The sequence below is a fragment of the Nocardia farcinica genome, assembly GCF_029867845.1.
Lineage (GTDB): Bacteria > Actinomycetota > Actinomycetes > Mycobacteriales > Mycobacteriaceae > Nocardia > Nocardia farcinica_A.
In genome coordinates this window covers 1-7,649 of record NZ_JARWRU010000100.1, presented here as the reverse complement: position 1 = coordinate 7,649, position 7,649 = coordinate 1, and the positions used below count along the sequence as shown (strand labels likewise).

The 7,649-nt window shown below is 68.8% G+C and carries 9 protein-coding genes and 1 other RNA gene; 5 read left to right on the top strand and 5 right to left on the bottom strand.

Features of this window, described 5'->3' with window-relative positions; genetic code table 11:
• From QH283_RS01915 to QH283_RS01900, 4 genes are all read left to right on the top strand, one after another.
• Positions 1 to 215 (top strand): hypothetical protein (locus QH283_RS01915; protein ID WP_280501292.1); only part of this gene is annotated, 215 nt, incomplete at its 5' end.
• Between the two features lie 73 nt (positions 216 to 288).
• Entirely contained in the window at positions 289 to 459 is a 171-nt protein-coding gene (locus tag QH283_RS01910) for a hypothetical protein (protein ID WP_280501291.1), read from the top strand.
• A gap of 116 nt (positions 460 to 575) precedes the next feature.
• Positions 576 to 1,097 (top strand): DUF3558 domain-containing protein, encoded by a 522-nt coding sequence (locus tag QH283_RS01905; RefSeq protein WP_280501290.1) that lies wholly within the window; start codon positions 576 to 578, stop codon positions 1,095 to 1,097.
• A 96-nt stretch (positions 1,098 to 1,193) separates the two neighbouring features.
• Complete coding sequence (locus QH283_RS01900) at positions 1,194 to 1,526, top strand: hypothetical protein (RefSeq protein WP_280501289.1); 333 nt, start codon at positions 1,194 to 1,196, stop codon at positions 1,524 to 1,526.
• 93 nt (positions 1,527 to 1,619) lie between these two features.
• Here QH283_RS01900 and ssrA read toward each other — a convergent pair.
• Positions 1,620 to 1,988: a transfer-messenger RNA gene (gene ssrA / locus QH283_RS01895) on the bottom strand.
• Between the two features lie 291 nt (positions 1,989 to 2,279).
• Between ssrA and QH283_RS01890 the strand changes: the two genes are divergently transcribed.
• On the top strand, positions 2,280 to 3,527 hold the full coding sequence (locus QH283_RS01890; RefSeq protein ID WP_280501288.1) for an ABC transporter substrate-binding protein: 1,248 nt from the start codon (positions 2,280 to 2,282) through the stop codon (positions 3,525 to 3,527).
• Between the two features lie 25 nt (positions 3,528 to 3,552).
• Here the strand turns inward: QH283_RS01890 and smpB are convergent, their stop codons facing one another.
• The 4 genes from smpB to recQ form a co-directional block, all read right to left on the bottom strand.
• Positions 3,553 to 4,029: an SsrA-binding protein SmpB gene (gene smpB / locus QH283_RS01885; RefSeq protein ID WP_280501287.1), complete on the bottom strand. Its 477-nt coding sequence runs from the start codon at positions 4,027 to 4,029 to the stop codon at positions 3,553 to 3,555.
• 83 nt (positions 4,030 to 4,112) lie between these two features.
• Positions 4,113 to 4,349 (bottom strand): hypothetical protein, encoded by a 237-nt coding sequence (locus QH283_RS01880; protein WP_280501286.1) that lies wholly within the window; start codon positions 4,347 to 4,349, stop codon positions 4,113 to 4,115.
• 106 nt (positions 4,350 to 4,455) lie between these two features.
• Positions 4,456 to 5,535, bottom strand: a complete 1,080-nt coding sequence (locus QH283_RS01875) for a metallophosphoesterase (protein ID WP_280501285.1) — start codon at positions 5,533 to 5,535, stop codon at positions 4,456 to 4,458.
• A 103-nt stretch (positions 5,536 to 5,638) separates the two neighbouring features.
• Positions 5,639 to 7,507, bottom strand: a complete 1,869-nt coding sequence (gene recQ / locus QH283_RS01870) for a DNA helicase RecQ (RefSeq protein ID WP_414689634.1) — start codon at positions 7,505 to 7,507, stop codon at positions 5,639 to 5,641.
• Positions 7,508 to 7,649: the final 142 nt, after the last annotated feature.

The following is a 7,649-nucleotide window of genomic DNA, read 5'->3' as shown; positions in this document are numbered from 1 at the left end:
ACCGGGTGATCAGCCGTGCGAACTTGCGGGGCCGCAGCCCGCTGAACAACTCCACCATCACCGGATCGGCCGCCGAGATCACCGCCACGCCGAACACGATACCGGCTGCCGCTCAACAACTTACGGGACAACCCTTAGCCGCGATCGGCCAATTGCAGAGCGTGGACCAGAGCAACAGTCAGCAGATGAGCGGCCAAACCGACCAGGTCGGCTGACAGGTCCCAGGGGGTTCGGAAAGTCCCGCCCGGAATGGCCTGGAGAGGAGCGAGGCCGCTCACCGGATCTCGGGTGAGCGGCCTCGGAGTGGACCTCGCGGGAAGGTACCCGGAACAAACCGCGCTCCTGGAACGTGAATTCCGGGACGACGTGGTCCGCGTCGCCCGTAACCGTGAAGACGGCCTGACCTCGGAACAGATCGCCGCGGATCGCGGTGTCCATCCGATGACGTTGCCCGAGTAGTTGTGTCGAGCCCATCTCGACGACGGGGCGCAGCCCACAGATCGGCTCCGGCGGGAACCGCCGGGCAGCCGGATGCGTCCGATATCGTGACGGCCGACGCTCAGGGAGGGAACACCATGCGCATTGCCCGCACCGCCGTAGCCGGACTGGCCGTTCTCACGCTCGCGGGATGCGGCGGGCAGACCAGCGGGACCGCCACCCCCGCCGGGCCGGAGAAGGACAACCTGCTCAATCCCTGCACAGACGTGCCGGACGAGTGGCTCGTCGAGACCGGGCTCGATCCATCAACCGAGCGGGACATCGTCAACCCCACCGAGGTGTCCTCGTGGCGCATCTGCGGCTGGGACGTCCAAGGGTCGGCGTACCGCGTCGACTTGATGTCCAGCAGCAAGACGCTGGAGGAAACACGCAACAGCACGACCGTGACCATCCTCGGAGATACCACTGTAGGCAGTCGCCCCGCGCTGCTCACCCGCGTCAAGTCCGACACCGACGCAGAGAGCTGTTACGTCACATTCCCGGCCGACCAGGGCTCGTTCACCGTCTCCGTGGGCTGGCTGGGCCGCAATCCGGCCCAGAACATCTGCGATCTCGCCACCGGTCATGCGACAGATCTCGAACGCCATCTGCCGAAGTAGGCGGAGAGCCGGTGAAGGAGGCATGCTCTCGTGTCAACGGATGAGCAATTGAAAACTTGGTAGAACATCAAACAGCAAGGAATCGACGGCCAATTCATGCTCGACGAGGGCGTCGGTTCCGCGATTGCCACGCAATGCGACACTCTGCTGGACGCGCTCTATCGAATGCGGCTGGACGCACGGGCTCTAGAATTTCTCTCCGGCTACGGCGGCCTACCGTCTGCTCAGCAGTTGCAGCAGAAGTTCCAGCAGAAGGCTGTCGGCGGAGGCGCTCACGACCCGAACGACAACGCAATCTCACGCTTGAACCAGCACATCGAGATCGTGGAGACGATGCGCGACGCCTACCTCGCCGCGATCGGCCGACTTCGAGACACCGATCAGAGCAACAGTCAGCAGATGAGCGGCCAAACCGACCAGGTCGGCTGAACGGTCCCGCCGGCGTATCCGCGGATGAGTCCCGCTCGGAACGGTCAGGAAAAGGAGCGAGGCCCCTCTCCCGATCTCGGGTGAGGGGCCTCGGAGTGGAGCTGCCGGGAATCGAACCCGGGTCCTCCGCCGCGTCTCCAGGGCTTCTCCGTGTGCAGTTCGCTGTGTCTCTACTCGGATCTCCCGGTCACGCGAACGAGCCGGGATGACGATCCCAGTCGCTGTTTGCTGTCCCGTCCGTCTCCGCGACCGAGGCGGACGGTGAGCCCTCTAGCTGATGCCGGCACCGGGACCGAGGGCGTATCCCGGGCCGACAGAGACGCTGTCGCTTAGGCAGCGAGAGCGTACTCGCGCTGATGAGAATCGGCGCTTATTTGTTTGCAGCGACGCTTACGGTGGTCTCTTGCCTGCACCGACACGCTTCCCCTGAATCAACGTACGCAGTCGAAACCGTTCAGCCCCGTACGTGTCCGCACCTTGCGGACTGCCTACTTTAACACCGAGCGCGCGGCGTTTCATCCCGGTTTTCCGGCCGCGCGAGCGGGTGACGCGCGTCACGAACGGCCGGTCGGCGAACAACGGTGTACACCCGCAAATCACAAACCTGTCACGCTGCTTTCCCGGTTCGGCAACCGTTGGGTATCTTTCCGATCGGCTCCGGGGCCGATCGTGGAACCCGGCGGCAAGAGTAGGAAGTCACAGATGCGTATGCCCGGCGGTCGCCGCCCACTGCACCATACGACCGTTGCCGGGATGATCATAGGATCATTGCTGGTCAGCGGCTGTTCCGAGCCCGCAGAGCAGGTGGGACCCGGGGTCACCAGCGAGCCGTGTCCCCAGGCGGTGGACGAGTTGAAGGGGTGCATCTACCTCGGGGTGCTCTCCGACCTCGCCGACGGCCCGTTCAGCGCCCTCGGCAAATCCATCGACGACGGCCAGCAAGCGTTCTGGCGTGAGGTCAACGAGTCCGGCGGTATCGGCGGCTACGAGATCGACATCACGACCTACCGGAAGAACACCGGCTACGAACCGCAGCGCCACCGCGCGGAGTACGAGCGGATCGAGCCGCACGTGCTGGCGCTGGCGATGAGCCTGGGCACCGCCCAGACCATGTCGGTGCTGCCGGACATGGAAGAGGACGACATGATCACCGGCTCGGGCACGCTGTGGTCGGGCTGGCAGTACGGCGCCACCGATCGGCACCTGGTGCTGGACTACGGCTACTCCTACTGCGCGGAGGCGATACTCGGTCTCGACTGGTTCAGCGCCGAGCACTATCTGCCCGGCGGTATCGGAATCGTGGCCTTCCGCGGCCACTACGGCAGCGACTACGCCACGGGCGCGATGAGGTGGGCCTTCGCCAACGGCGTCCCGGTCGCCGCCCGGGTGGACACCGGACCGAACTCCGAGGTCGGCGATCAGGACGGGCCGGTGGCGACCATCCTGGCCGCCCAGCCGGACGTGGTGCTGCTGGCCACCGGCCCGTCCGAGACCGCCGAGATCATCGGCAAGCTGGTCGCGGGCGGCTACCGGGGCCGCTTCCTCGGCTCCACCCCGACCTGGAATCGGGCACTGCTGGAGACCCCGGCCGCCGAGCCGATCATCGCGCTCTACAACTACACCTCCCCCTACGACGGCTGGGACGGCACCAGCCAGGGGGCGGCCAAGGCGCGCGCCGCCTCGCCGCAGGAACCGTCGAACTGGGGCTATCACCTGGGTTGGGCCAGCTCCTACCCGGTCAAGGCGTTGCTGACCAAGGCCGCCGAGGCAGGTCCGCTGAACCGGGCGGCGTTGCGGCGCGAGCTGGCGGGCCTGACGGCGAACTCCGAGGGCATGGCGCCGGACCGGCGGTACGGGGTGGACGCGGACCCCACACAGGAGCGCGCGGTGATCAGCGAGCCCGATCCGACCGCGCAGCTGGGTTCGCGCACGGTTGCCGCGTGGTTCCAGGGGCCGACCCTGGAGCGGGTCACCTTCGACGGACCGTGCGCGCGGCTGTGACCCGCGCCGCGCGCGACAGCGGACGCTAGCCCTTCATGCCCTTGACGCGCCGGCCAAGCTCGCGGGTGACCTCGCGCTCGACGGTCCGGCGGGCCAGGTCCTGGCGCTTGTCGTAGTCCTGCTTGCCTCGGGCGAGAGCGAGCTCGACCTTCACCTTGCCGTCGGAGAAGTACATCGTCAGCGGCACCAGCGTCTGGTTGCCCTCGCGGGACTTGCCGACCAGCCGCTCGATCTCGCGCTTGTGCAGCAGCAGCTTGCGCACCCGGCGCGGCGCGTGATTGGTCCAGCTGCCGTGGCTGAACTCGGGGATGTGCAGGCCGCGCAGCCACACCTCGCCGTCGTCGACGGTCGCGAAGGCGTCGACCAGCGAGGCCTTGCCCTCGCGCAGGCTCTTGACCTCGGTGCCGACCAGCGCGATCCCGGCCTCGTAGGTGTCGAGGATCGTGTAGTTGTGCCGCGCCCGGCGGTTGGTCGCGATGACCTTGCGCCCCTTTTCCTTCATCGACCCTTCTCCTTCATCACCGTCAACTCTAAGTGACGTGACAACCGGATTATTCCTGCCGTCCGCCGGGAAGGCGGGCGGGCTCAGCCGGGGCGGACGACGAAGTAGAGCACGAGCAGGCCGGTGAAGGCGACGACCATCAGCACGGTGGTCAGCCGTGGCCTGCCCGGCGGACGTTCCCGGCGCCTGCGCCCGAGCCACACCGATTCCACGGTGGGGTCCGCCGAGCGGCGCCGCGTCGGCTCCGGGGGATCGGGGGCGGGTTCGGGACCCCGCTGTTCGGACTCTTCTTCGGCCGAAGGATCGTCACCGGGAGGCATACCTGCACGGTAGTGCCGCCACCGGTGACACGCGCCCGCGGCGGCCCCGGCGTTGTCAATCGGTGATCTGCCGCCGGATGATCGCCACGGGTCCGAATCGCTTCGCTCAGGCCAGTTTCCGGCGGAACTCCTCGGTGCCCGCGCCGGTGGCCGGATCGACGGTCACCACACGAAGATCCACACCGGCGGCATCGAATTCCACGGCCATGAAACCGAGTTGGTGGAAGCTCTGGAAGAGCGCGGGGGTGTCGTCGCTGCCGTCGGCCGCCCACGCGCCGCCGGTCTTGCTCGCCGCCCCCGACACGATCTGGCGAGTGCCCTTGGAGGCCGTGGTCGGCTCGAGCACCTGCAGGCAGTGGTCGTGGCCGGAGAAGACGAACTGCACCCGGCCGAGCACGTGGTCTTCGAAGAAGCGCCGCACGTGCACGCCGTTGAGCGGCTCGATGTCGAGGCCCTCGTAGCGGCCCGCGTTGCCGTGTGAGCCGTTGCTCAGATACGGGTGATGGGTGCAGACGACCTTCCAGCGGGCGGGCGATTCGGCCAGGGCCCGGTCCAGCCAGGCGCGCTGCTCGTTCATGTACTGCCCGTCCACGGCCCAGTATCCCGCCAGCGGCAACGGGATGTAGGAGGCCAGCGGGTTGAGGTCGAGGACGAAGAACTCGACCACCGGCCGCGGCTGCGGCACCCGCACCGAGTAGTAGCGGCTGGGCATCCACCAGCGTGGCGAGTGCGCGTGGTAGCCGACCTCGTGGTCGCCGCGCAACAACCAGCCGCCGTCGCCGGGGAAGACGGCGGTGTTGTCGTGGTTGCCCAGGGTCATCAGCCATGGGAAATCCAGGCCGGTGTTGGGCTCTTCGAACTTGGCGGCGAACTGGATGTCGTTGTCGCCGACCGGGCCCGCCTCGTAGATGTTGTCGCCGAGGCCGAGGGCGAGATCGAACGGCTCGCGGGCGTGGAAGGCGCGGGCGGCGTCGGCCACCGCCCACTGGGTGCGGGTGCCGGTGCCCGCGTCGCCGGTGACCAGCACGCGAACCGAGTCGCCGCCTGCCGGCATCGGGAACTTGGTGACGCCCTCGTCGACGGGAACCGCCTGGGCAGGGGTCAACCCGAGCAGGCCGGCGCCCGCCGCCAGAGCTCCCGCACCCGCCAGCAGTTGTCTGCGGCCGATCCCAGGAAGGTCACTCATCCACTGATCTCCGTTCTCGTGTCGCGGCGCGTCCGCCACATCCCGACCCATCCGTGCACCCGGCAAGCCCTCGTTCTCCCTCCGGTCCGTCCGGCGGCGGCGCTCACACCGCGGCGAGCACCTCGAGCACCTGTTCGCCGTACTTGGCGAGCTTGTTCTCGCCGACGCCGTTGACACCGCCCAGTTCGCGCAGGGTCGCCGGTTTGCGGGCGGCGATGTCGCGCAGGGTGACGTCGTGGAAGACGACGTAGGCGGGCACGCCCTGCTCCTTGGCGGCGGCGGCCCGCCAGGCGCGCAGCCGCTCGAAGACCGCCGCGTCGGCGGGCGGCAGATCGGCGGCGGCGGTGCGGCTCCTGGCGGCGCGCGGCTGCTTGACCGGTCGCTCGGGTTCGCGGCGCAGGCGCACCTGACGGCCGCGGAAGAGCACCTCCTCGCTGGCCGGGGTCAGGGTGAGCACGCCGTAATCACCGGTCACCGCGAGCAGGCCCTGGGCGAGCAGCTGGCGCACCACGCCGCGCCACTCGGTGTCGCGCAGGTCGGCGCCGACGCCGAAGACTTTCAGCTCGTCGTGCCCGTACTGCGCCACCTTGGGGTTCTGCTTGCCGAGCAGGATGTCGATGACATGGCCGGCGCCGAAGCTCTGCCCGCGTTCGCGGTCCAGCCGCAGCACCGCGGAGAGCAGCTTCTGGGCGGCGACGGTGCCGTCCCAGGACTCCGGCGGGTTCAGGCAGGTGTCGCAGTTGCCGCACGGCCCGCCGGTCTGACCGAAGTAGGCGAGCAGCTGGGCGCGGCGGCAGTCGACGGTCTCGCACAGCGCGAGCATCGCGTCCAGGTGCAGTTGCAGCTGCCTGCGGTGCGCGGCGTCGCCCTCGGAGGAGTCGATCATCTTGCGCTGCTGCACCACGTCGTTGAGGCCGTAGACCATCCACGCCGTGGACGGCAGGCCGTCGCGACCGGCGCGGCCGGTCTCCTGGTAGTAGCCCTCCACCGATTTCGGCAGGTCGAGATGGGCGACGAAGCGCACGTCGGGTTTGTCGATGCCCATGCCGAAAGCGATGGTGGCGACCACGATCAGGCCGTCTTCGCGCAGGAAGCGCGCCTGATTGGTGGCGCGGGTGCGGTTGTCCAGGCCCGCGTGATAGGGCACGGCCGCGACGCCGTTCTCGTTCAGAAAGGCCGCTGTCTTCTCCACCGAGTTGCGCGACAGGCAGTAGACGATGCCCGCGTCGCCGGGATGCTCGGTGCGGATGAAGTCGAGCAGCTGGCGGTCGGCGCGGTTCTTCGGCTCGATCCGGTACTGGATGTTGGGCCGGTCGAAGCTGGCCACGAAGCGCCTGGCCGAACCGAGGTCGAGGCGCTGGATGATCTCGTCGCGGGTCTTCTCGGTGGCGGTCGCGGTGAGTGCGATGCGCGGCACGTCCGGCCAGCGTTCGTGCAGCATCGACAGCGCCAGATAGTCGGGGCGGAAGTCGTGGCCCCACTGGGAGACGCAGTGCGCCTCGTCGATGGCGAACAGCGCGATCTCGCCGCGGTCGAGCAGGCGCGCGGTGGATTCCAGGCGCAGCCGCTCCGGGGCGAGGTAGAGCAGATCCAGCTCACCGGCGAGGAACTGGGCCTCCACGGTGGCGCGCTCGTCGGGGAACTGGGTGGAGTTGAGGAAACCCGCGCGCACGCCGAGGGCGCTGAGCGCGTCGACCTGGTCCTGCATGAGCGCGATCAGCGGCGAGACGACCACCCCGACGCCGCGACGCACCAGCGAGGGCACCTGGTAGCACAGCGACTTGCCGCCGCCGGTCGGCATCAGCACCAAGGCGTCGCCGCCGGCCACGACGTGCTCGACGATGGCGGCCTGATCGCCGCGGAAATCGTCGTAGCCGAACACGCGGCGCAGGACCTGTTGTGCCGCACCGATTCCGGGCGAGGACGCGCCGGGAGCGCTGCGCTGTTCTTCGGGGTGATCCACGCGGGCCATCCTACGAGCGGCGCCCGGGCGCCGCGGCCCCGGCGCGGCCCCGTCGCGGGCGCCCGGGGCGGGGTTTTAACAATTGGGGGGACCCAACCCCCCCGCGCGATAACCCCCCGTATTGGGCCCCCGGGGGGGGGGGGCGCGGGCC